Annotated in this window: 10 protein-coding genes; 4 read left to right on the forward strand and 6 right to left on the reverse strand. The window is 64.3% G+C overall.

The annotated features are described in order from the left end of the window. Positions 1 to 365 precede the first annotated feature (365 nt). The 4 genes from ACZZZM_RS07440 (at position 366) to ACZZZM_RS07455 (ending at position 19,515) form a co-directional block, all read left to right on the forward strand. Entirely contained in the window at positions 366 to 5,102 is a 4,737-nt protein-coding gene (locus ACZZZM_RS07440) for a beta strand repeat-containing protein (protein ID WP_463594473.1), read from the forward strand. Then, positions 5,095 to 6,315, forward strand: coding sequence for an Ig-like domain-containing protein (locus tag ACZZZM_RS07445; protein ID WP_463596403.1), 1,221 nt, complete (start codon positions 5,095 to 5,097; stop codon positions 6,313 to 6,315). Before ACZZZM_RS07440 ends, ACZZZM_RS07445 begins: the two co-directional genes overlap by 8 nt. Next, on the forward strand, positions 6,308 to 18,460 hold the full coding sequence (locus tag ACZZZM_RS07450) for an Ig-like domain-containing protein (RefSeq protein WP_463594474.1): 12,153 nt from the start codon (positions 6,308 to 6,310) through the stop codon (positions 18,458 to 18,460). Before ACZZZM_RS07445 ends, ACZZZM_RS07450 begins: the two co-directional genes overlap by 8 nt. Before the next feature lie 107 nt (positions 18,461 to 18,567). Then, positions 18,568 to 19,515, forward strand: coding sequence for a hypothetical protein (locus ACZZZM_RS07455; protein ID WP_463594475.1), 948 nt, complete (start codon positions 18,568 to 18,570; stop codon positions 19,513 to 19,515). Here the strand turns inward: ACZZZM_RS07455 and ACZZZM_RS07460 are convergent. The 6 genes from ACZZZM_RS07460 to ACZZZM_RS07485 form a co-directional block, all read right to left on the reverse strand. Further along, positions 19,512 to 21,062: a sodium:solute symporter family transporter gene (locus ACZZZM_RS07460; RefSeq protein ID WP_463594476.1), complete on the reverse strand. Its 1,551-nt coding sequence runs from the start codon at positions 21,060 to 21,062 to the stop codon at positions 19,512 to 19,514. The two genes, ACZZZM_RS07455 and ACZZZM_RS07460, sit on opposite strands and share 4 nt — an antisense overlap. A gap of 10 nt (positions 21,063 to 21,072) precedes the next feature. After that, positions 21,073 to 22,305 (reverse strand): exo-beta-N-acetylmuramidase NamZ family protein, encoded by a 1,233-nt coding sequence (locus ACZZZM_RS07465; protein WP_463594477.1) that lies wholly within the window; start codon positions 22,303 to 22,305, stop codon positions 21,073 to 21,075. Next, positions 22,302 to 23,477: a serine hydrolase domain-containing protein gene (locus ACZZZM_RS07470; RefSeq protein ID WP_463594478.1), complete on the reverse strand. Its 1,176-nt coding sequence runs from the start codon at positions 23,475 to 23,477 to the stop codon at positions 22,302 to 22,304. The genes ACZZZM_RS07465 and ACZZZM_RS07470 overlap by 4 nt, the downstream gene beginning before the upstream one ends. An 81-nt stretch (positions 23,478 to 23,558) precedes the next feature. Next, positions 23,559 to 24,089: a response regulator transcription factor gene (locus ACZZZM_RS07475; RefSeq protein WP_463594479.1), complete on the reverse strand. Its 531-nt coding sequence runs from the start codon at positions 24,087 to 24,089 to the stop codon at positions 23,559 to 23,561. A gap of 1 nt (position 24,090) precedes the next feature. Next, on the reverse strand, positions 24,091 to 25,398 hold the full coding sequence (locus ACZZZM_RS07480) for an ATP-binding protein (RefSeq protein ID WP_463594480.1): 1,308 nt from the start codon (positions 25,396 to 25,398) through the stop codon (positions 24,091 to 24,093). Then, the gene (locus ACZZZM_RS07485; protein WP_463596404.1) at positions 25,398 to 26,057 is read right to left on the reverse strand and encodes an SURF1 family protein; all 660 of its coding nucleotides are present in this window, start codon (positions 26,055 to 26,057) and stop codon (positions 25,398 to 25,400) included. The genes ACZZZM_RS07480 and ACZZZM_RS07485 overlap by 1 nt, the downstream gene beginning before the upstream one ends. Positions 26,058 to 26,061: the final 4 nt, after the last annotated feature.

A 26,061-nucleotide genomic window follows, 5' to 3' on the forward strand; every position in this document is an offset into this window, starting at 1 on the left:
CTTATTTTCCCAACAGTAACGATCTTCCGAAAGCGCCGCTTGCGGGGGTTTTCGTCCAATTTGGGCATTTGCGCCGCTGGCTTGAGCGATGCTCGCCAGAAGATGCAGATAGTAATTGGTTTCAACACCAATAGCTCTGTGCGCACCAAATTATGACGGTGTTGTCAGTAAACGCACTAAGAAATCGCACATGATTTAAATCATAGGCTGGTAACCAGGCTTCTTTATTGTTGAAGACGAGGCAGTATTAGAGAATTGTAAGGAAACATGTCTGATATTTATTTTTACAGAAACACATTAGACTTGATTGACCCTGCGCGGCCTATCGCATTACAAGGCGACCACATTTTTGGGTGGGGTAAATCATGGCTACGTACAACGGCACCAACGGTGACGACGTAATCAACGCGTCTGCTGGCAACAACACGATCAATGCGGGCAACGGCAACAACCGGGTGACCACGACGGGGACGGGCAAGCAGAAGGTCACGGCCGGTACGGGCAACGACACCATCACCACGGGCGACGGCGACGATTCCATCAATGCTGGCGCCGGCAACAATGTGATCAACGCCGGGGGCGGCAAGAACGACATCACCACGCTGGGCGGCAACGACACGATCACCAGCGGATCGGGCGATGACGACATCGATGCGGGCGACGGGCGCAACCTGATCGACGCAGGCAATGGCGCAAACTGCGTCACGACGGGTTCGGGCGACGACCAGGTCAAGACGGGTACCGGCAACGACCAGATCTATGCCGGCGAGGGTCACAACCTAATCAACGCGGGCGACGGCACCAACACCGTCACTGCCGGTGCAGGCAACGACACGATCACCACCGGATCGGGCAACGACCAGATCAATGCCGGCAACGGCAACAACATCATCGACGCGGGCGCGGGCAACAACATCGTCAATGCCGGCACCGGCGACGACTGGATCCGCACCACTGCGGGCAATGACACGATCAACGCCGGCGATGGCCGCAACGACATCGACGCGGGCAACGGCACCAACATCGTCAACACTGGCAAGGGCGACGACACGATCGTCACCGGATCGGGCAAGGACACGATCAACGCGGGCGACGGCCGCAACGACATCGACGCGGGTGCAGGCGACAACCGCGTCAACACCGGCCGCGGCGATGACGACATCACCACCGGCGGCGGCAACGACGTGATCAATGCCGGCGACGGCATCAACATCATCCGCGCAGGCGATGGCGACAACGACATCACTTCGGGTTCGGGCGCCGACACGATCACCTCGGGCTCGGGCGACGACCAGATTCACGCCGGCGAAGGCGCCAACGTGATCAACGCCGGCGACGGCTGCAACGAAGTCACTACCGGTGCCGGCAACGATCAGATCACGACTGGTTCGGGCAACGACGCGATCTATGCCGGCGAAGGCAATAACGTCGTCAACGCGGGCAACGGCCACAATGCCGTCTATACCGGCGCGGGCAACGATCAGATCACGACCGGCTCGGGCAATGATGCGATCTACGCAGGCGAAGGCAATAACGTCATCAGCGCCGGCGACGGCATCAACCTGATCTATTCGGGCTCGGGCAACGACCGCATCATCACCGGCTCGGGCAGCGACATCGTCTATGCCGGCAATGGCGACGATTTCGTCGATCTCGGCGGCGGGAGCGACCTGGTCTATCTCGATGGCGGCAACGATACGTACCGCTATGTGATGAGCCAGCACACCAACACGATCGACGTGGCTTGGGGTGGCAGCGGCACCGACACGCTCCAGCTCGTGCTGACCGACGCCCAGGCGCGCGACACGCGCGTGCTCTCGGACATCCAGCGCTTCAACACCGATTCGGACGGCAATGGCCTGTGGGGCTGGATCTTCGGCTTCCAGTTCACGGCGTTCAACCTCTCGGTCCGCGACTTCGAGAATATCGACGTCATCGCGCCGGTCGATGCCATCAACGACGCCGCGACGGTGAACGAGGATTCGCAGGTCACGGTCAATGTGCTCGCGAACGATCTTGACCTTGGCGAGGCGAACAACAGCCAGCTTCGCGTGATCAGCTATGACGCAGCCGGCGTTCCCGGCACGCTGACGCTTGCCAACAACCAGTTCACCTTCGTCCCAGGCGCGGCCTATCAGTATCTGGCTGTCGGCCAGAGCACGACTGTCAGCTTCACCTACACAATCGGCGACAATGAAGGCTTCACCGATACCGCGACCGTCACGCTGACGATCGTCGGCAGCAATGACGGCCCCGTCGCCGTCGCCGATGTCGCCGCCATCACCGAGAACCAGGCCGTCACGGTCGACGTGCTTGCCAACGACACCGATGTCGACGCCAACCACGTCTTCACGCTGGTTTCGGCCGGCGCCCCTGCGGGCAAGGGCCTGGCCACCGTCGTCAACAACAAGCTGGTCTTCACGCCCGGCACTGCCTTCGATCACCTCGCGGCAGGCGCAACCGAAACCGTCGTCGTTACCTACACGATGAAGGACGATCAGGGCGCGACTTCGACTTCGACGCTGACGGTCACGGTTACCGGCACCAATGACGGTCCGGTCGCCGTTGCCGACGTTGCCGCGACCACTGAGAACGCAACGATCACCGTGAACGTGCTCGCGAACGATACCGACCTTGACGACGGCGCCGTGCTCACCCTGACCGGTGCTGCGGCTCCGGCCGGCAAGGGCTCGGCTTCGGTGGTCGGCAACAAGCTGGTCTTCACGCCCGGCACTGCATTCGATCATCTCGCCGCCGGTGCGATCGAAAAGGTCGTCGTCACCTATACGATGAAGGACGATCAGGGCGCGACTGCGACCTCGGCCCTTACGATAACCATTACGGGCACCAATGACGGCCCGGTTGCTGTCGCCGACTTCGCTGCGACCACCGAAAACGCTGCGATCACTGTGGATGTGCTCGCCAACGACACCGATCTCGACGATGGCCATGTCTTCACGCTGACCGGCGCAACCGCTCCGGCAGGCAAGGGCTCGGCTGCGGTTGTTGCCAACCAGCTGGTCTTCACGCCCGGCACTGCGTTCGATCATCTCGCCGCCGGCGCGACCGAAGTGGTCACGCTCAGCTATACGATGAAGGACGACCAGGGCGCGCAATCCGTGTCGACGGTCACTGTCACGATCACCGGCACCAATGATGGGCCCGTCGCAGTCGCCGACACTGCCGCGACGACCGAGAATGCGGCGATCACCGTTGACGTGCTCGCCAACGATACCGATCTCGATGACGGCCACGTGTTCACGCTGACCGGCGCAACCGCTCCGGTGGGCAAGGGCTCGGCTGCGGTTGTTGGCAACCAGCTGGTCTTCACGCCCGGCACTGCGTTCGATCATCTCGCCGCCGGCGCGACTGAAGTGGTCACGCTCAGCTACACGATGAAGGACGACCAAGGGGCGGAATCCGCCTCGACCGTGACTGTCACGATCACCGGCACCAATGACGGCCCGGTCGCAGTCGCCGACAGCGCCGCGACGACCGAGAATACTGCGATCACCGTCGATGTGCTCTCCAACGACACCGATCTCGACGATGGCCATGTCTTCACGCTGACCTCGGTCGCTGCCCCTGCGGGCAAGGGCGTCGCCTCGATCGTGGGCAACAAGCTGGTCTTCACGCCCGGCACTGCATTCGATCATCTCGCCGCCGGGGCCACCGAGGTGGTGACCGTGAGCTATGCGATGCGCGACGACCAGGGCGCTGTTTCGACTTCGACGCTGACCATCACGATCACCGGCACCAATGACGCGCCGGTCGCGGTGGCGGATGTGGCTGTGGCGATCGAGGACGGCGCAGTCGTCACCGGGTCGGTTGCGGCCAATGACAGCGACGTGGACGATGGAGCGACGCACAGCTTCGCGCTCGACGCACCGGTTGCGGGCCTGACGCTGAATGCGGACGGCAGCTACAGCTTCGATCCTTCGAACCCTGCCTATCAGGCGCTGGCCGCCGGCGAAGCGCTCGCCGTGGTCGCGCATTATACAGTCACCGACGATCAGGGCGCGACTGCGCAGGCGACGCTGACGATTTCGCTGACCGGCACCAACGACGCGCCGGTTGTAACCTCGACCGCTGGCGATGCCGCGGGCGCAGTGCGCGAAGCCGGCACGAACGACGCCGGGAATCCGTCTGCCGCAGGCCAGCTGGCCTCGTCGGATGTCGACCATGGCGCAACCGCGACCTGGTCGGGCTCAGCGAATGGCGCCTATGGTAGCTTCGCGATCAACGCTGTGGGTGCGTGGACGTACACGCTCGACAATGCGCGCGGCTCAACCGATGCGCTGGCGGCTGGCGAGACGATCACCGAGACCTTCCTCGCGACGATCACCGACGATCAGGGCGCGACTTCCACGCAGACCGTCACCATCACCGTAACGGGCACCAACGACGCACCGATCGCGGTTGCTGACGCGGCCGCCGGCACCGAGAACCAGGTGCTGACGATCGACGTGCTCGCCAATGACACCGACGTGGATCACGGCGCGAGCTTCACGCTCGTTTCGGCGGCCGCGCCTTCGGACAAGGGCGGTGCCGCGGTTGCGAACAACCAATTGGTCTTCACGCCCGGCATGAGCTTCGATCATCTGGCGGCGGGCGCGACCGAAACCGTCACGCTGACCTACACGATGCGCGACGAGCAGGGCGCGGAATCCGCCTCGACCGTGACTGTCACGATCACCGGCACCAATGACGGCCCGGTTGCGGTCGCCGACGTTGCTGCGACGACCGAAAACGCCGCAATCACGGTGGACGTGCTCGCGAACGATACCGATCTTGATGACGGCGCGGTCTTCACGCTGACTTCGGCAACTGCGCCTGCGGGCAAGGGTGCGGCTTCGGTGGTGAACAACCAGCTGGTCTTCACGCCGGGCATCGACTTCGATCATCTCGCCCTGGGCGCCACCGAGGTGGTGACCGTCGCCTATGCGATGACTGACGAACATGGCTCGGAATCCGTCTCGACGCTGACGATCACGATTACCGGCACCAACGACGGTCCGGTGGCTGTGGCGGACACCGCGGCAGGGACCGAGAACCAGAACTCTTACGATCAATGTTCTCGCGAACGATACCGATCTGGATGACGGCCACGTCTTCACGCTGACGGGCGCCGCTGCGCCGAACGGCAAGGGTCTCGCCGCGGTCGTCAACAACCGCCTGGTGTTTGCACCGGGCACCGATTTTGATCATCTGGCTGCGGGTGTCACCGAGACCGTAGTGCTCACCTACGTCATGACCGACGAGCATGGCGCGCAATCGGCCAGCACGGTCACCGTGACCGTCACCGGCACCAACGACGCGCCGGTCGCCGGCTTCGACGCCGCTGCCACCACCGAGAATGCTGCGATCACGATCAATGTGCTCGCCAACGATACCGATGTGGACGATGGCGCGGTGCTCACCGTCACCGGCGCACTGGTCCAGCCGGGCCAGGGCAGCGTTGCCGTGGTCGCCAATCAGCTGGTGTTCACGCCGGGTGCTGACTTCGACCATCTCGCTTTGGGCGACACCGCGGCGGTCATCGCATTCTACAGCATCAAGGACGACAAGGGCGGCCAGTCGGCTGCTACCGTGACGATCACCGTAACCGGCACCAACGACGCGCCGATTGCAGTCGCGGATACGGCAGCGGGCACCGAGAACCAAGTGCTGACCGTAGACGTGCTCGCCAACGATACCGATGTGGATGACAACCACGCCTTCACGCTGACCGCCGCCACTGCGCCTGCGGGCAAGGGCGCTGCTTCGGTGGCGAACAACCAGCTGGTGTTCACGCCGGGCACCGACTTCGACCATCTCGCCGCGGGCGCGACCGAAGTCGTCACGCTCAGCTACACGATGCAGGACGAGCATGGTGCGGCTTCGAGCTCGACGGTCACCGTCACGATCACGGGCACCAACGATGCGCCGGTTGCCGTCGCAGATACGGCAGCGACGACCGAGAATGCTTCGGTCACCGTCGACGTGCTGGCGAACGACACCGACGTTGATGACGGCCATGTCTTCACGCTGACTTCGGCGACTGCGCCTGCGGGCAAGGGCGCGGCTTCGGTGGTGAACAACAGCCTCGTCTTCACGCCGGGCACCGACTTCGATCATCTCGCTCTCGGCGCCACCGAAGTGGTGACCGTCGCTTATGCGATGCGCGACGAACATGGCTCGGAATCCGTCTCGACCGTCACGATCACGATTACCGGCACCAACGATGCGCCGGTAGCCGTGGCGGACACCGCTGCAGGGACCGAGAACCAGAACTCTGACGATCAACGTTCTCGCGAACGATACCGATGTGGATGACGGTCACGTCTTCACCCTGGTCGGCGCCGCCGCGCCTAGCGACAAGGGCCTCGCCGCGGTCGTCAACAACCGCCTGGTCTTCGCACCCGGCACCGACTTCGATCATCTCGCAGCAGGCGCAACCGAGACTGTCGTGCTCAGCTATGTGATGCGCGATGAGCACGGTGCGACTTCGGCCAGCACGGTTACCGTGACGGTCACCGGCACCAATGATGCGCCGGTCGCGGGCTTCGACGCTGCGAACACCACCGAGAACGCCTCGATCACGATCGATGTCCTCGCCAACGACACCGACGTGGACGATGGCGCAGTGCTCACCGTCACCGGCGCACTGGTCCAGCCGGGCCAGGGCAGCGTTGCCGTGGTCGCCAATCAGCTCGTGTTCACGCCAGGCGCGGATTTCGATCATCTCGCCGTCGGCGACACCGCTACGGTGATCGCATTCTACAGCATCAAGGACGAGAAGGGCGGTCAATCGGCGGCGACTGTGACGATCACCGTCACCGGCACCAATGACGGCCCGGTCGCAATTGCCGACACGGCAGCGGGCTATGAGAACCAGACACTCACCGTCGACGTGCTCGCCAACGACACCGATGTCGACGACAACCACGCCTTCACGCTGACTGCGGTCGGCGCGCCCGCGGGCAAGGGCTCGGTCTCGATCGTCAACAACCAGCTAGTCTTCAACCCCGGCACGTCGTTCGATCACCTGCGCGTCGGCGCAATCGAAGTGGTCGAGCTGACCTACACGATGCAGGACGAGCACGGCGCGACTTCTACTTCGACGGTCACCGTGACGATCACCGGCACCAACGATGCGCCGGTCGCCGTCGCGGATGTGGCTGCAGCAACCGAAGACACGGTCATCACCGGCACGGTTGCCGCGAACGATACCGATGTGGACGATTTCTCTAGCCGCACCTTTGCGCTCAATTCGCCGGTCGCTGGCCTGACGCTCAACAGCGACGGCACTTACAGCTTCGATGCGGGCAACGCCGCGTATCAGAACCTCGCACAGGGCGCGACGCGCGTCGTGACGGCGTTCTATACCGTCACCGACAATAATGGCCTCACCGATGCGACTTCGCTGACGATCACCGTCACCGGCACCAACGATGCCCCTGTGGCGGTCGCGGACGTCAATGCAGTGCTCGAGGACAGCAGTGTCAGCGGCAATCTGCGTACCAACGACGTGGACGTCGATACCGGCGCAGTGCTGACCTACAGCCTCAACGCACCGGTCGCCGGCCTGACTCTCAACGCCAATGGCACCTACAGCTTCAGCGCAGCAAATACCGCCTATCAGGCGCTGGCGCTCAATGAAGTCCAGATCGTGACCGCGGGCTACACCGTCACCGATCAGTTCGGCGCGACCTCGCAGTCGACGCTGACTATCACCGTCACCGGCCGCAACGATGCGCCGGTCGCGGTGGTCGATACCGCGACTGCCATCGAGGACGGCGCAATCGTCACCGGCAATGTCGGTGCCAATGACAGCGACGTCGATCATGGCGCAGTGCTGACCTATCAGGGTACCAACACCGTCGCCGGCCTGACGATCAATTCGGACGGCAGCTACAGCTTCGATCCGTCGGTCGCGGCTTATCAGAACCTCGGCGCAGGCGCGACGCGGGTGGTCACTGGCACGTACCGCGTGACCGATCAGAATGGTGCGATCGCCAATTCGCAGATCAACATCACTGTCACCGGCACCAATGACGCGCCCGTGGTGGGCAATGTCACGCTGCTCGCCAATCGCCTTGGCAATGGCGGCTTCGATGCCACGCCGAACTTCGCGGGCTGGACTGTCAACACCGGCTCGACCGGCACCGTCGGCGGGTTCACCAGCACCGCGACGATCGACCGCACCGGCAACGTGATCCCGGGCGACACTGCAGTGGCGGTGCTCAACTACAGCGCGACCACTTCGTCCTTCGGCACCGGCTATGGCCCGAGCATCAAGAGCGACGCCTTCGCGGGCAATGCCGGCGATACGGTGAGCTTCACCTACAAGCTCTCGGCAGGCGGCGACCAGGCGGTCGGCCGTGCCTATATCCGTGATGCGACGACCGGCGCGATCGTCCAGACGATCTTCAACTATCAGGTGCCCTTCGTCGGCTCGACCGGGGTCCAGACGGTCAATGTCGTGCTGGCCTCCAGCGGCAGCTACACGATCGACTTCCAGGTCGGTTCGTATGACGCGACCGGCGGCACCGCGATCGGCGCCCGCCTCGACATCGGCTTTGCCGGCATCCTGGCGAACGGGATTTCTGAAGACCAGGCGTTTACCTTCAGCAATGGCCGCAGCCTGCTGCTCGCCAACTCGACCGATGTCGACGTCGGCGACACGCTGACCGTCGCGCCGTTCACCACCACCAGCATGATGGGTGCAGTGGTGACCCTCGCGGCAGACGGTTCGCTGGTCGTCGATCCGCGCGGCTCGCTGCAGATCCAGGCGCTCAAGCAAGGCGAAAGCGCGACCGACAGCTTCACCTTCACCGTCTCCGACGGCAAGGGCGGCTTCACCACCGGTACTGCCAACGTTACGGTGACCGGCGCCAATGACGGTCCGGTCGCCAATGCCGATACCGCGACGACCAATGAGAACCAGGCCGTCACGGTCAACGCGCTGGCGAACGACACCGATGTCGATCACGACGCCGTCCTCACGCTCGTCTCGGCCGGCGTCACGCCGGGCAAGGGCAGTGTGGCAGTCGTCGGCAACCAGATCGTCTTCACCCCCGGCGCGGCATTCGATAACCTGGCGGCAGGTGCTTCCGAGGCCGTCGTCGTCACTTATGTGATCAAGGACGAGTTCGGCGCGACTTCAACGTCGATTGCGACGATCACCGTCATCGGCACCAACGACGCGCCGGTTGCCGTTGCAGACTTCGCGGCAGTCAGTGAAGATGCGACGATCACCGGTACCGTTGCCGCTAACGACACCGATGTGGACGACGGCGCGACCCGCACCTTCGCACTCAATGCACCGGTTGCCGGGCTGACGCTCAATGCCGACGGCAGCTACAGCTTCAACGCCGGCAACGCCGCCTATCAGCATCTCGCGCAGGGCGCGACGCAGCAGGTGACGGCGAACTACACCGTCACCGACGACAAGGGCGCCACCGCGACCTCGACGCTCACCATCACGGTCACCGGCACCAACGATGCTCCGGTTGCGCTGGCGGACACGAAGGCCGTCACGGAAGATATGACGGTCAACGGGTCGGTTGCGACCAATGACAGCGATGTGGATGACGGCGCGGCGCTCAGCTACGCGCTTAACGCGCCGGTTGCAGGCCTGAGCCTCAACAATGACGGCAGCTACAGCTTCAACGCAGGTAACGCCGCCTATCAGCACCTCGCGCAGGGCGCGACGCAGGTTGTCACGGCGAACTACACAGTTACCGACCAGCAGGGCACGAGCGCGACATCGACGCTGACGATCACGGTCACGGGCACCAATGATGGCCCGGTTGCCAATCCGGACACCGCCTCGAGCACTCCGGGTACGGGTGGGACGGTCACCGGCACTGGCGAAGCGACGCCAGTCGGTGATGATTTCCTGATCAGCACGGTGAACTATGGCGACGACAATCAGCCGTCTGTCACCAAGCTTGCCGATGGGGGCTTCGTCGTCACATGGCAGAATTATGATTACAATAACGGCCAGCAGACCATCCATGCGCAGCTGTTCAGCTCGGCAGGCACGAAGGTTGGCAGCGAGGTCGTTACCAATGGTGGCCAATATAGCTACGAGCCCGAAGTCGCGTCGCTTTCGACCGGCGGCTTCGTGATCGCTTGGTCGGGTTCCGACCCTTATACCGGCCAGCAGGTTATCCAGGCGCAGAGCTTCGACAGCTTGGGCCAGGAACTCGGCAACGCCGTCACCCTCGCGCCGCCTTCTGGCTATTATTATTACTATGAATCGCAGCAACAGCCGTCGATCACGGGCCTAGCCGGGGGGGGCTTCGTCGCGACCTGGTATGATTATGAGTATTACGGTTACAGCGGCGATCCGGATTCGATCCACGCTGTAATCTACGACGCTGCCGGCAATGCGGTCGGCGGCGAAATCCAGGTCAATACGACCACTACTTACACGCAGTACGAGCCGGCGATTACGGCACTGGCGGATGGCGGTTTTGTCGTAGTCTGGCGGGACGATAGCGGCCAGTCGCAAGGCAATCAGACCTATAGCGACATCCGCAGCCAGCGTTTCGATGCCAGCGGGAATGCGGTCGGTGGCGAGATGCTCGTCAACACCACCACCTATTACTCGCAGTATGAGCCCAGCGTGACGACGCTCAGCAACGGCGGATATGTCGTGCTGTGGAACGATGATTCGAATACCCAGAATTCGAACGTCAGCGGCCAGCTGTTCGATGCGAATGGCGCCAAGGTCGGCGGCGAATTCCTCGCCAACGCGACGACCGCCGAATATCAGGGCAGGTCTTCGGTAGCTGGGCTGCCCGGCGGCGGCTTCGTCGTCGCATGGCAGGACAACAGCTCTTATGCTCAGGCCAATTATACCCGCGGCGCCGATGTGCGCGCCCAGGTCTTCGATGCTGCCGGCAACAAGGTCGGCGGCGAGTTCCTGGTCAACACCGAGACGCTGTACGATCAGTATGATCCGTCGGTCAGTGCTGTCGGCAACGGTCAGTTCGTCATCACCTGGACCGGCAACGGCCAGGTGTTCGGCGACGGTGTCGGCAACTCCATCATCGGCCGCCTGTTCACGGTCGGCGTGACCGGCGACGATTCGGCCTCGACCGTGATCGATGTACTCGCCAACGACACCGACGTTGACGACGGCGCCGTGCTGACCGTGACCTCGGCGGCAGTTGCCGCCAACCATGGCAGCGTCTCGATCGTCGACAACAAGGTCTCGTTCAATCCCGGCACCGACTTTGCGCATCTGGCGCAGGGCGTTACGGAAACCGTCACGATCGTCTATTCGATCAAGGACGAGCATGGGGCGACTTCGAATTCGGTCGCAACGGTCACTGTCACCGGCAAGAATGATGGCCCGGTCGCAATCGCAGATACCAAGGCGGCTGCGGAAGACGCAGTGGTCACTGGCTCGGTCGCGACCAACGACAGCGACGTAGATGACGGCGCAATTCTGACTTACACGCTCGATACGCCGGTCGCGGGTCTCACGCTCAATGCCAATGGCAGCTACAGCTTCAACGCCGGGAACGCGGCGTATCAGTCGCTGGCGCAGGGCCAGATTCAGACCATTACGGCAAACTACACCGTCATCGACGAGTTTGGTGCGACCGCGTTCTCCACGCTGACCATCACGCTGACCGGAACCAACGATGCGCCGGTCGCAGTGGCCGATGTGCGCGCACTGAACGAGGATTCACTCCTCAGCGGCTCCGTTGCGACCAACGATAGCGACGTGGATGCAGGCGCGGTCCTGACCTATGCTCTTGTTTCGCCGGTTGCCGGCCTGACGTTTAGCGGCACCGGCGCCTACACCTTCAACGCAGCTCATTCCGCCTATCAGTCGCTGGCCGCCGGCCAGACGCAGGTCGTGACCGCGAACTATCTCGTTACCGATCAATATGGCGCGACTGCGGGTGCGACGCTGAAGATCACGGTCACCGGTGCCAACGATGCCCCGGTTGCCGTCGCGGACATCGCTTCGACCACCGAGAATTCCGCGGTCACGGTCAATGTGCTGGCGAACGACACCGACGTCGACGCCGGACACTATTATGTGCTGCTCACGGCGGCGGCCCCGGCCGGCAAGGGGGTGGCTTCGGTTCTGTTCAACGAGCTCGTCTTCACACCCGGAACCGATTTCGATCACCTCGCCGCTGGCGCGACCGAAAAGGTTGTCGTCAGCTATGCGATGCGAGACGAATTCGGCGCGACGTCGAACGCGACTGCGACCATCACCGTGACCGGCACCAACGATGCGCCGGTGGCAGTGGCGGACAGCAAGGCCGCGACCGAGGACACCATCGTCACCGGTTCGGTTGCGACCAACGACAGCGATGTCGATGACGGCGCGGTCCTGACCTACACCCTCAATGCACCGGTTGCGGGCCTGACGCTCAACAGCAATGGCAACTACAGCTTCAATGCCGGCAATGCGGCCTATCAGTCGCTCGCAGCGGGACAGGTGCAGGTCGTCAACGCGAGCTACAAGGTCACCGATCAGTTCGGCGCGACCTCGACCTCGACCCTGAGCATCACGGTGACGGGCACCAACGACGCACCAACCCTCAGCGCCAGCGCAAATGGCTCGGGCGCGGCCAGCTTCTATGCCGGCGAAGGCAATGTGCTCGACTCGAACGGCAACAATAACGGCACCAGCACCGGCGTCGCTTATTCCGCCGGCCATGATGGGCAGGGGTTCAACTTCACCGGAAACAACTACTTCACGATCGCCAACCAGCTGACGTCGAACTTCACGATTTCGGGCTGGATCCGCACCACGCAGACCTCGCCCACGGGCAGCGAATTCTACCAAGGTGCGGGCATCGTCTTTGGGGACGTGCCGTACGAAGCAAACGATCTCGCCGTGGTCTTCCTCAACAACCGCATCGCCTTCGGCACCGGCGGCGGCGGCGCGCACACGGTGATCTCGACTTCCGCGGTCAACACCGGTGAGTGGGTGAACTTCGCTGCGGTACGCAGCGGATCGGTCATCAGCGTCTATATCAATGGCGTTCTCGAAGCATCGATGGACACCGGCTATTCGGGCCTGCTCAACTCTCCGGCATCTTTCACGGTTGGCGCGAACACCCCCGGCGGTGCTTATCTCGTCGGCCAGATGGACGGTCTCGCCATCTACAACTATGCCCAGTCCGCAGCAGAGATTGCGCAAGCGCAGTCCCTAAGCACGGCGACCTTGCTCGAGCAGTCGGGCGTAACCGGTTCGACGGCTACCGACACCGCACAGGTTTCGATCGCTCTCAAGGATGTCGATCTGACCGACACGCACACCGTGGCGGTTTCCTCGCCGACGCTGACGCTGTCGGGGGGCGCGACCGCTCCTCCCGGCCTGTCCGCCGCGCTGCTGAACGCGGTGAGCACCACGCTCACCGACAGCACGGGCACCGGCGCCGGCTCGGTCAAGGCGACGTTCGCCGCACAGGATCAGCTGTTCGACTTCCTGGCCGCGGGCCAGTCGTTGACGGTCGCCTATTCGCTGACGGTTAGTGACGGTAAGGGCGGTACGTCCACCCAGCCGGTCAACTTCATCGTCACAGGCACCAACGACCGTCCGGTCGCGGTAGCGGACACCAGCGCCGCTACCGAAGACACGACGATCACGGGCTCGGTCGCGGCAAACGACAGCGATGTCGATACCGGCGCGGTCCTGACCTACACCCTCAACACACCGGTCGCGGGCCTGACGCTGAACAGCGACGGCACCTATAGCTTCAACGCCGGCATCGCCGCCTATCAGTCGCTGGCGCAGGGCCAGACGCAGGATGTCGTCGCCAATTACACGGTCACAGACGACAAGGGCGCGACCGCCACGACGGCGCTGACGATCACCGTTACTGGCACCAACGATGCGCCGGTGGTCACTTCGGCCGCAGCAGCGGCGCAGGGCTCGGTGGTCGAAGCGGGCGCGCTCAACAATGGCGGCACGCCTTCGGCAACCGGCACGCTCACGTCGAGCGACGTCGATCAGAATGCGACCGCTGCGTGGAGCGGCAATGCCGCCGGCGTTTATGGCAGCTTCGCGATCAACGCCGCGGGCGTGTGGACCTACACGCTCGACAACGATGCCGCCGCGACGCAGGCGCTGAGCGAAGGTCAGATCGTCACCGAGAGCTTCACCGCAACGGTCAGCGACGGCCTTGGCGGGACCGCGAGCCAGCTCATCTCGATCCAGGTGACGGGCGCAGTCGATAACCGTGCTCCGACGGCGGAGGCAGTCTCGGTCACGACCACCGAAGATACGGTGTCGCTGATGGGTCAATTCACGGCCACAGATCCCGATGCTGGCGACACGCTGATCTACGAAGTGCTCAGCCAGCCGACGCTTGGTACGGTGATCAACAACGGTAACGGCACCTTCGGCTTCCAGCCGGGTGCGGCGTTCCAGAGCCTCGCCGCCGGCGAGACTTCGGTACAGACCTTCACCTATCGCGCAGTCGATCAGGTCGGCGGCGCATCGGCACCGGCCACGGTTACCATCACCGTCACCGGCAGCAACGATACGCCGGTGATCACATCGTCGGCAGCGCTCGGCAATGCGGTCGAGGCGGGTAACCTGGACGACGGCACGGCGGTTGCGGGCAACGCGCTAAGCGGCTCCTTCGCTGCCAGCGACATGGACAATAACGCCACCCAGACTTGGAGCACGGTCGGCAGCACCGCGGGCACTTACGGCAATTTCGCACTGGGTGCGGATGGACAGTGGGCCTACACGCTCGACAACGCCAAGGCGGCAACGCAGGCGCTGGCCGAAGGCCAGACCGGCACCGAGAGCTTCACGGTGCGCGTCACCGACGATCAGGGTGCATCCGTCAACCAGATTGTGACGCTGAACGTGATCGGCACCAACGACTCACCGGTCGCGGTCGCGGACATCATTGCCGGCGGCACCGGCGCAGCGACGGCGCTGACCGGCGAAATTCTGGTCAATACCGCCACCAACAGCCAGCAATATTTGAGCGCGGTCACGGCATTGTCGAACGGCAATTTCGTAGTCACTTGGGCGGACGCCAGCCTTGTGGGCGGCGACGCCTCGGGCTTGGGTATCAAGGCGCAGCTGTTCGACGCGGCAGGCTTGAAGATCGGCGGCGAGTTCATGGTCAATACCCAGACCACCAGCACCCAATATCAGCCGCAGATCAGTTCGCTGGCGAATGGCGGGTTCGTAGTGAGCTGGAGCGACTCGAGCACGATCGGAGGCGATGTCTCCGGCTACGGCATCAAGGCGCAGATGTATTCGGCTGCGGGCGCGAAGGTCGGTGTTGAGTTCCTGGTCAACACGAACACCACGAACAGCCAGTACGAGTCGTCGATCACCGGCCTTTCCACCGGCGGCTTCGTTGTCACCTGGACCGACGCCAGCCTTGCCGGCGGCGACGCGAGCGGCAGTGCCGTCAAGGCGCAGATCTACGATGCCGCGGGCGTCAAGGTCGGCTCTGAGTTCCTGGTCAACACGATCACGGCGGGCGCGCAGGCCACAGCGACCACGACCGCATTGGCGAGCGGCAATTTCGTGGTGACCTGGGCCGACTCCAGCCTGACCGCACCGGACACCAGCAGCCAGGCGATACGGGCGCAGATCTTTACTGCCACGGGCGCGAAGGTGGGCAGCGAGTTCCTGGTCAACACCGCGATCTTCAACACGCAGAATCAGCCCGCGATCACTGCGCTTGCCTCGGGTGGATTTGCGATCACCTGGAGCGACGCGTCCGCCACTGCGCCCGATACGAGCAGCTACGGCGTGCGCGCCGCGGTGTACGACGCGGCCGGCACCAAAATAGTGAGCGACTTCCTGGTCAATGCCAACACTGCCAATGTTCAGATACAGCCCGCGATCACCGCAGTTGCCGGTGGCGGGTTCATGATCACCTGGCAGGACAGTAGCGCGATCGGCGGTGATACCAGCAGTTATGGCGTGAAGGCACAGGTCTTCACCGCTGCCGGCGTCAAGGTAGGCAACGAATTCCTGATCAACACCGCGGTCACGAACGATCAAAGCGATTCCGCGATCACGACACTCGCCGGCGGCAGCACCGTCGTGGTCTGGACCGATAACAGCTTTCAGGGTGGCGACGCCTCGTCGAGCGGCATCAAGATGCGTCTCTACTCGACCGGTCAGCAGACTAGCGAGAATAGCGTCGTCACTGCCGATGTGCTCGCCAACGATACCGACGTGGACACCGGCAAGGTGCTGACATTGATCAGCGCTACCACGCCGGCGGGCCATGGCACCGCCAGCATCGTCGCGGGCAAGCTGGTGTTCAATCCGGGCACCGACTTCGATCACCTCGCACAGGGCGCGACCGAGACGGTGGTGGTCAGCTACACGATCAGCGACGAGAAGGGCGCAACCGCGACCGGAACCGCGACCCTGACCGTGATCGGCACCAATGACGTGCCGGTCATCACCTCGCCTGCTTCGGCAGCGACGGGTGCGGTCGCCGAAGACGGCACCGCAACGGCTACCGGCACACTCACGAGCAGCGATCTGGATGACGGCGCCACCGCGACCTGGGGCATGGTCTCGAACTCGACCGGCACCTATGGCAGCCTGACGATCAACGCCGCGGGCGTGTGGAGCTACACGCTCAACAATGCTTCCGCAGTGGTGCAGGGCCTCGATGGCGGTGAAACCGTGGTCGACAGCTTCACGGTCAAGGTTACCGATGACAAGGGCGGGGTCACCAACCAGGTGATTGCAGTCAACGTCACCGGCGCCAACGATGGGCCGGTCGTGTCGGGTGCGGCTGCCCTGCCGGGCAACTTCACGCTCGTGGCGAACCGCCTGACCAATGGCGACTTCTCCGCGACGCCCGACCTGACCGGCTGGACGGTCAACACGACTTCGACGGGCACCACGGGCGTCAGCACGTCCAACGTCGTCATCAACCGGGCGGGCACGATCATTCCGGGTGACGCCGCCGTGGCGCAGTTCAACTACTCGGCAAGCGTCACTTATGGCGGCGCGGCGCCGTATCAGAGCGGGTTCGGCCCCTCGATCAAGAGTCAGGCTTTCGTTGGGAATGCCGGCGACACGATCAGGTTCGTCTACGTCCTGGCCTCTGGGGGGGATCAGGCGATCGGCACCGGCTATATTCGCGATGCATCGACGGGAGCGATCGTTCAGACCATCTTCAATTATCAGGTGCCGGTCGTCGGCACGACCGGGGTCCAGACGGTCGAGCTGACGCTGGCGAACTCGGGCAATTATACGATCGAGTTCCGGGTTGGCTCTTACGACGCGACCAATGGCGGCGCGATCGGCGCAACGCTCTATATCGGCACTGCCCAGATCACTTCGACCGGCATTTCGGAAGATGTGGCCTATGCCAACGTCAATGGCCGCACGCTGCTGCTTGCGAACGCAACCGACGCCGATGGCGACACGCTGGTCATCGCGCCGTTCACCACCACGACCGCCAATGGCGCCGCGGTAAGCTATCTGGCGAACGGCACGCTGACGATCGATCCGCGCTTTGCTCCGCTTGCGCAGGCGCTGTCCGATGGCGAGAAGCTGACCGACAGCTTCACCTATACCATCTCGGATGGGCATGGCGGCTCGGTCACGGCTTCGGCGACTTACACGTTGGTGGGCATCAACGATGCGCCGGTCGCAGTCGCGGACTTCGCCAACACCGGCCAGAGCCAGTCAGTGACGGTCAATGTGCTGGCGAACGACTATGACGTGGATCACAGCTCGGTGATGACGCTCAGCGCAGTCGGCGCGCCGGCAGGCAAGGGGACGGTCTCGATCGTCAACAACCAGCTGGTGTTCAATCCGGGTTCGGCATTCGCAGGCCTAGGCGCAGGCCAGTCGGAAGACGTGGTGGTCAGCTACACGGTGAAGGACCAGTTCAACCTGACCTCCACCTCGACTGCGACGATCCATGTGACAGGCCCTGCGGCGGCAGGCTTCGCGGCCGGTGGCAGCGAAGATCACCTTGCGGTGATGTCAATCTACGACGACAGCATGGTGACGACGGACGACGGCAGCGTTGGCGTGGCGAGCAACCAGTCGGGCGGGGGCAGTGCAGCGACGCTCGAGGAGAACCTCGCCTCGGTGTCGATCGCGACACTGTTCAATGCGGACGAAGCACCGAGCCTCAACCTGCCTTCGGTGGAAGCACCGGCAGCGGGCGATCTCGGCCGGCCGACGCTGGACGGTACGCGCATCCAGTCGGCTGCCGGCGTCGACACGCTGCACGGTACCGATGGCGACGATGTGTTCGTCTTCCACGCCGGCACGGCGGACGGCGATCATGTCCTCGACTTCTCGGGCCTCGCCTCGGGTGGCGGCGACAAGATCGAGTTCATCGGTTTTGGCGAGGAAGCGATATTCACCCAGATCGACGGCACGCATTGGCAGCTCGATTATAATGGTGGCGCGCAGCACGAAGTGATCACCTTCGAGAATGCGGTGCCGATCAACACGCAGGATTTCACCTTCGTTTGATATAGGTTAGGGGTCGTTCTTAGCCGAACGGCCCCTGTTAATCCCGACACTGGAAAGCATCTGGAGAAGTCCTTGCCGATGCCCAATCCTGATCGAGAACTCACCCGTTGATCGAGAGCGGCACCCACACGCCCGGCATTCCTCCGGAGGTCTTCGAAGGCCCGCCGGGCTCGGGCTTGCGCCTGGAGCGGCCCGATCCGCGCGTCGCCGATTTCGTCAGCGAATATTACGTCCACGACTCCGAAGGGCCGGGGGTGATTGGCGCGATCGAATGGTCCATGCCCGGATCGGCCAATCTACGCTTCTATTTCGGCGATCGGCCCTACAATGTGTGGATGGGTCCGCGCGCGTTCACGCCCGTGCCGGTGGCCGCACTCTACGGCCCGACCAGCCGCGCCTCACGCTTCGAAGTGTTCGGCGGGGCGACGGTGGGGATGAGCCTCACGGCGCTGGGCTGGGCGCGGCTGATGCGCAAGCCCGCGCAGCAATATTGCGACCGGATCGTGCCGGTTGCGGAGGCGATACCCGGCGATTTCGGCCAACGCCTGTTCGATACGCTAGCGGCATCCGACAAGGGTCCGGAAGTGAAGGGCGTGCTCGACGCGTTCTTCCTGGAAAATCTGGGCGTGCCCAATCCCGATGAGCCGATGATCGCACGCATCATGGCGCTGATCGTCGATGAGACCGTGGATGGGCTCACGGAGATTGCCGAGCGGGTCGAGCTGACGCCGCAGCAGTTGCGGACGCTGTCGCTGCGCTATTTCGGCTTCCCGCCCAAGCGGCTGCTGCGGCGCGCGCGCTTCCTGCGCTCGCTGCTGCGCATGTATGCCGCCGGGGGCGAGGCGGATTACAGCCTGCGCGCGCACAGCTATTTCGATGTGTCGCACTTCCTGCGCGATGCCGACGAGTTTTTGGGGACCACGCCGCGGCGGTTCATGGGCATGCAGGCGCCGTATCTGCGCCACGTCATCCGCGCGCGGACCGCCATGTTTGGCGTGCCGGCGCAGGCGCTGATCCCGATCGGGGCGGATCTGCCGGAAACGGACGACGGCTAGGCTGCGCCCTGCCGGCCCCGCGGTGCGGCCGCCACGACGAAGGCGATGGCCGTGCCGATGCAGAGCTGGAACGGGAAGGCGAGGTGGCGGAACGCCTCGGGCAGGCCGATCATCGTCGCGATCGCGGGCTGGAGCAGCAGCACGGTCACGAAGCCGGCGATCAGCGAGGCGATCACCGATCCGCTGGTGCCGCGGGGCGTGAAAATCGCAGTCAGATACACGCCGAGCAGTCCGGCATAGGCGAAGACCATCACGCTGAGCGCAAATTCGAGCAGGCCCATCTTGGCATAATGCTGCCAATAGAAGGACAGGACGGCGACGATCAGCATCGCGACCCCGATCACCCCCATGCCGGCGCGTCCCGCCTGAACATAATGATGTTCGGGCGCCGATCCGCGCTTCTCGCGCCAGGGGCGGTAGAAATCCTCGATCAGCACCGAGCTCATCGCATTGAGCGCCGAATTGGTGGTCGCGACCGCCGCGGCCATGATCCCGGCGGTGACCAGCCCGCGCAGCCCCGGCGGCAGCTGGGTCAGGATATAGTGCATGAAGATGCTGATCTTCTCGCCATCGAACGCCTTACCCGCGCTCGCCGTGGCGCCGCCCATCAGCTCGGGGCGATCGTAGAAGACGTGGAGCAGCAGCCCGATGCTGATGAAGATGCTCACCACCGGCACCGTGGCGATGACCGAGACATAGAGGCTGCGCGCGCCGGTCTTGGCGTCCTTGCAGGCGAGCAGCCGCTGGGTGGTGTCCTGATCGAGCCCGGACGACGCGATGTAGAGCAGGGCGATGCCGGTCACGATCGCGAGCAGCGAGAAGGGCTTGGAGAGATCGGTCGTGAAATCGAACAGCCGTAATTTGTCGATCTCGCCCGGCGCATTCGCCAGCCCGGAGAGGATCTCGGCATTGGAGGCGGGGATAGAAAGGCGGAGGAAGATCAGCACCGTGATCGCCGATCCGACCATGATGACGAATTGCACCAGATCGATCCACAAGACCGATTTGAGTCCGCCGACAAAGGTGGACAGGAATGCCGCGGCGACGAGGAGGGCTGCGGCAATGAAGATGCCCTGCGCGCTGACCGTGGATGCCATCACCATCGCCACCGCGATCGCCGCAAGGTAGATGCGCGCGCCGCCGGCAAGCACGCGGCCGAACAGGAACATGCCGCCGGTCCATTTTGTAGCGCGCGTGCCGAAGCGGAGCGCCAGCAACTCGTACACCGTGGTCACTCGCGCGGCATAGAAACGCGGGATCAGCACATGCGCGACGACGATCGCGCCGAGCAGCCCGCCCAGATTGGTGCCGAGATAAGTGAAGTCGCCGTGATAACCGAAGTCCGGTCCGCCGAGGAAGGTGGCGGCGGATTGGGTGGCGGAAAGCACCGAAATCGCGGCGAGCCAGACCGGCACGTTGCCGCCCGCGAGGAAATACTCCTTCGAGGTGCCCGTATGCTTGGGGGTGAACAGCCACGCACCTGCGGCGAGCAGACCGAGATAGAGGAGGATCACCACCCAATCGGTGGTGCTGAAGGGCAGGTACATCGCCGGTCCCCTAGTAAAGCAGATAGCGCGCGCGGCGGGCTTTGAAGCGTTTGAGCTCGGCCTGCCAGCCTGCAGCGATCGCGCGCGGATCGTCGCCGGCCTTGATACGGTCGAGCACCGCGCGGTTGCGGAGCAGGCGATCGACCTTTTCGATCTGGAAGGTCTCGCCATAAAGCTTCCAGAGTGCGGCTACTGCCTCCACGCCCAAGGCGGGCGCGTCGAGCTTGGCCCGATCATGGATGATCACTTCGACGCCCTCGATCCGCTGGCCGGCAAAGGGATAAAGCTTGTCGCTGGCGGCGACATAGGTGACCGGCAGGAACCTCACGCCCGCGATGCGCCGGGCATTAAGGTGTCCGGCCAGTTGCCGCCCCTTGATCCATGGCGCGCCGAAGCGGAGGAAGGGCGCCTCGGCGGGCCCCTTGATGTTGATATTGGTGCCTTCGAGCAAAGCCGTGCCGGCATAAGCGGTGGCCTGGGTCAGGCTGCGCAGATTGGGTGAGGGATTGATCCACAGCAGCCCGGTCGCGTCATACCAGTCGGTGCGTTTCCACCCTGTCATGCGGATCACGGTAAGCCGTGAGCCGATCCGGTCCTCGGCATTGAACATGGTCGCCAGTTCGCCCAGCGTCATGCCCGGGCGCATCGGTTCGGAATGCGGGTTGGTGTAATCTTCGCGGCCGGGGGTCGAGACCGGGCCCTGGACCGCCATGCCGCCGAGCGGATTCGGCCGATCGAGGATGATTACTTCAACGTTGTTCGCAGCGGCGGCCCGGAGGAAATATTTGGTCAGCGTCTGGAAGGTCCAGTAGCGCACGCCCGCGTCCTGCAGGTCGATCACCACGGCGTCCACGTCCGCAAGCTGCGCTGCGCTGGGGCGCTTGTCGGCGTCGGTGCGGCCATAGAGGCTGTGGATCGGCAGGCCGCTCTTGCTGTCGATCTTGTCGTCGATGTCCATGTCGTCGGTGAGAGCATTGATGCCGTGCTCGCCGCTGAACAGCTTGATCACTTCGACGCCGGGGATCGCGGCTTCGCGCAGCACATCGATAGTGCGGCGGCCATTGCCGTCCACGCTGATCGGATTAGCGAGGATTCCTAGCCGCAGCCGCCCGCCATGGCGTGCCGCGATTTCGCGCAGCGGCTTGAAGCTCTGATCCTGGAGCACATCGATCCCGGTGCGGACCTGGGCGGAGGCGGGAAGGGCGGCGAAGAGGGCCAGCACCAAGAGGAGGAACCGGATCATTGCTTCGTCTCTCCATCGAGCGCCGCCAGCACTGCATTGTGGACGGCAGGCCGGGCCTGGTTGATCAGCAGATTTTCGCGCGTCGGGTTCACGCGATTGGTGAGCAGGATGACGAAAGCGTCGCGGTCCGGATCGATATAGATCGAGGTGCCGGTGAAGCCGGTATGGATGATCGCGCGCGGCGAGGCGTGCGAGCCAGCCCAGCCAGAAGGTGCGGGCATGTCCCAGCCCAAAGCGCGGGTGCTGCCTGCGGGCATACCCTGAGGCGAGCGGAACAGCGCGACGGTGCTGGCGCGTAGTAGGCGCTTGCCGCGATAGGCGCCGCCACCCAGATAGAGTTGCGCCAGCCTGGCGAGGTCGCTCGCGGTCGAGAACAATCCGGCATGTCCGGCGACACCGCCCATCAGATAGGCGTTCTCGTCATGGACGACACCGCGGACCAGCGCGTGGCGGAGATTGTCGTCCTGCTCGGTGGGGGCGATGCGCGGCGAAAGGCGGGGATTGAAGCCGGTGTCGCGCATGCCGAGCGGGCCGAATATCTCGCGCTCGACGAAGCGGTCGAGTGGCTGCTTCGAGACGCGTGCGACGATTTCGCCGAGCAGGATGATGTTGATGTCCTGATATTTGGCGGCGGTGCCCGGCGGAGTGCCGACCGGCATGGTGTAGATCTGCTGGAGGATGCCCTGCCGATCATGGGCATGCTGCCAGAGGACGCCCGAGGGCTTGAGGCCCGAGCTGTGGGTGAGGAGGTGGCGGATTGTGATGCCTTCATGCCCGGCCCCCGCGAATTCGGGAAGATAGCGGGCGACCGGCGCGTCGAGATCGAGCTTGTGGCGGTCGTAGAGGATTGCGGCGGCAGTGGTGGTGGCTATGACCTTGGTGAGCGAGGCCAAGTCGAAGATCGCGTCTACCGGCATGCGCGGCGCTCCTTCCGACACATCGAGCCGGCCGAAGGATTTGAGCGCGACCAGCCGGCCATGTTGCCCCACTGCGAGCACTGCGCCCGGAAAGGCCTTTTGCGCGATCCAGCCGTCCACTTCGGCAAAGGCGCCCGCAAAGCGCGCGTCCTGCTGCGCGTTCGCGGTCTGCGCCACGACCGAGCAGGGCTGGACGCACAGGAGCAGTGCGCCCGCGACCATTGCCCATGCCTTTGCGACCTTTTCGTGCTGCATCCGCCTCTCTCGCTAGCCTGCAGCATGGCCGCCGGGCGGGCGCGGTCAAGGGGATGGGCTTCGGTGCCCTATTCCCTGACGCTATTTGACCGGGCGCTTCTCGAGCTTTCGTGCAAGCGTCCGCCGATGCATGCCAAGCCGGCGCGCGGTTTCCGAGATGTTGAAGTCGGTCGCGGCCAGCGTTTCGTTGATCATTTCCCACTCATGCGTCTTGAGCGAGGAGGGGCGGTGGCCGAGCGGCACGTCGGGATTGCCCGGCGCCTTGCCGAATGCGGCTTCGATATCGTCGGTATTGGAGGGCTTCACCAGATAGTGCGACGCGCCGAGCTTGATCGCCTCGACCGCTGTGGCGATGCTGGCATAGCCGGTAAGTACGACGATCAGCATGGCCGGATCGTGCGCGTGGAGCTTCGCCACGCAGGGGAGGCCCGATGCCGTGCCGAGCTTGAGATCGACGACCGCACGATCGGGCGTGCCCTTCTCCAGCAGGGTGTCGAGTTCGGCGGGGCTGGCGGCAACGCGGACGCTGTATCCGCGTCGTTCGAACGAGCGCTGGAGCGTGCGGGCGAAAGTCGCGTCATCCTCGACGATGATCAGGCTGGGTTCGTCCATCTCAGCGCTCCGCTTTGGCCAGTGGAAGCAGGATCCGCACCTCGGCGCCGCCCAATTCGCGGTTGCGGGCTTCCAGCCGGCCACCGAGCCTGCGCGCGACGTTCACCGCCAGGAACAGGCCGAGGCCATGGCCGGCGCCCTTGGTCGACTGGTAGATCTGCCCGACGCGGCCGAGCGCTTCGGGGGCGAAGCCGGGTCCGCTGTCGCGCACCGCAATGGCGAGCATGCCGTCCTCGATTGCCGCGCTGAGGCCGATGCCGGCGGGTGATGCTTCGGCGGCGTTGTCGAGCAAATTCCAGATCGCCTGGCGCAGCGCGGGATCGACTGCGATCACCGCGGTGCCGGCGCCGGAGCCGTCATAGTCGAAAGCCAGATGCGGATGGGTCGGCTGCCATTCCTCGGCGACCGTGTCGAGGAATGCAGCCGCGGGCATGCTCGCCATTTCCTCGCCGCGAGGCTGTCCCGCCGAGTGGAGGATATCCGAGACGATTGCCTTGCAGCGCTGCACCTCGGCCTGCATCTCCTGCACCTCGGCGGCCAGCTCGGGATCGTCGGCGATCTCGGGGATGCGGCGCCAGTCGGCGAGGATCACCGAGAGCGTGCCGAGCGGCGTGCCGAGCTCATGCGCCGCGCCCGATGCGAACAGGCCCATCCGGACGATGCCTTCCTCCTCGGCTGCGTGCTGGCGCATGTCGGCGAGGTGGGTGTCGCGCGCGCGCAAATTTCGGCTGATCCGGGTGATGAACAGCACCAGCAGCCCGGCGACCATGATGAAGGCGATCCAGCGGCCGATGGCGAAGAGGTGCGCAGTCTCGGCGATGAGGCCCGCGGGGAATACTAGCGGCAAATACCGCACGCTGAGCAGTGCGTAGCTGAGCGCGCTTGCCGCAGCGAGGAGTGCGGCGGCAGTGGGCGGCAACAGGATCGCGCCGAGCACGACCTGGAGCAGATATAGCGACACGAATGGATTGGTCGCGCCGCCGCTGAAATAGAGCTGGAGCGTGAGCGCAGCCATATCGACCAGCAAGGCGATCACGACTTCGCCGCGCTGGACGCGGTGGCGGGGCAAAGCGAGGGTGGCGAACAGGTTGGCCGCGGCGAGCGTGAAGGCGACCCCGAGCATCTCGACGAGCGGCAGCGGCACGCCCAGCCCGAAATGGACTGCGAGGATCGCGAGTGTCTGTCCGGCGACGGCGATCCAGCGCAGCTGGATGAGCTGGCGCATGTTCTGCGCGGCGGCGCTCTCGGCGGAGGGGCCGCTTGGCGCGCCGGCGCGCCTGCGGGTGAGGGCGAGGAGGGGGGTGTCCATCAGCTGCGCCCCGGCTTGCGCAGGAGCAGGATCGTGCCGGCGAGGCTCAGTGCGGCTAGGCCGAACCAGGTGATGGCGTAGATCAGATGGCTGTTGGGAAAGCGCACGACGGTAAGCCCGCCGATCGGATAGTCCCCGGCTGCTTCGGCATCAATGAAGAAGGGTGCGACCGGGCCAAGGCTGCGCGCGCGGGCAATCGCTTCGACGTCGCGCGAATACCATCGATTCTGAGCGGGGGCGTTGGCGCGGAGGAAACCGCCTCCGGGTTCGCTGACGCGGAGCAGGCCTGTGACGGTCACCGGGCCTTCCCTCTGATAGCTTGCGCGGGTTTCGGGCGCGCGCTTCTCGGGAGGCACGAAGCCGCGATTGATCAGGACAATGCCCGCGGAGGTGCGCAGCGGCGCCAGCACCCAGAAGCCGGCGCCGCGCGCAGTCAGCGCCTGTACGAAGGTCTCGTGCGCATGGTCGAAAACCCCGCTCGCCTGCACGCGCCGATATTCCTCGGCGCGCGGATCGGCATGCATCGGCAGGGGGACCGGCGGCGCGTGAACCCGCGCATCGACGCGCGCGATCAGGTCGCGCTTCCAGCCCAGCCGATCGACCTGCCACACCCCCAAAGCGGCGAAACCCGCGGCGAGGACCAGCGTCAACGCCAGCAGCAGG

It is taken from the genome of Sphingomonas sp. AC522 (genome assembly GCF_979258125.1).